Here is an 811-nt window from a genome sequence, read left to right as displayed (position 1 = left end):
TATAAAGTTTTAAAGCCAGAAAAATTCTGGTTAATAATAATATACGAGGGTGCTATTCTAGAATAAAGAACAGCACTCACTTCTCATTTGAAGGGTAACTATTAGGAGGTTAACAATGAAAAATGATAAATCTTCAAAAATAATTCCTTTTTATGGTGGACTTAAACCTGCTTTGTTTGAAATTGAAAGAAGATGTATGGATAAAGACGGCAAAGTCATTAAATACTTAAATTCGTTTTTACCTAATGGTACCGTTTTAGACGTTGGGGCAGGAAATGGGTATACAGCGGAAAAGTTGATGCGTGAAAATCGTCTTGTTATTCCTATGGAACCAGATGAAAAGATGATTGACTTAAGTAAAGATTTGATTTGGTCTAATGGTGTTGCTCAGTCAATGCCATTTCATTCAAATACTTTTGATGCGATGTATTCCACTTGGGCATTCTTTTTCGATGGTATTACTGATATTGATGAGGGATTAAGCGAAGTTGAAAGGGTTGTCAAAAAAGATGGACGTATTATCATAATAGATAATTACGGTGACGATGAATTTTGTACCTACTCACCACATAACATCTCAAGCTCTGTGTCCCAATGGGTAGAGCGAGGATTTAAATACGAAATAATAGATACAGAATTTATTTTCAATACCGTTGAAGAAGCAAAAAAGCTTTTAACCTTCTATTTTGGAGAACAAGGCAGTAAAGTCAATAAAACAAGACTTGAATATAAAGTTGTTGCGTATCAAAGATAAAAAAAAACAAATTGATGAAGAAGCGATTTTTATTGACGGGACCAAGATTGAAGCGAA

1 protein-coding gene is annotated in these 811 nt (G+C 33.3%); it reads left to right on the top strand.

Annotation, left to right across the window (positions count from 1 at the left end):
• Nucleotides 1–115: 115 nt before the first annotated feature.
• Nucleotides 116–754: a class I SAM-dependent methyltransferase gene (locus tag AC3G7N_RS20775; protein WP_489424063.1), complete on the top strand. Its 639-nt coding sequence runs from the start codon at nucleotides 116–118 to the stop codon at nucleotides 752–754.
• Nucleotides 755–811 lie beyond the last annotated feature (57 nt).

This window comes from Virgibacillus carmonensis (assembly GCF_057836705.1).
Note: the sequence above shows the minus strand (reverse complement) of the source record. Positions and strands in the feature narration are given on the sequence as shown.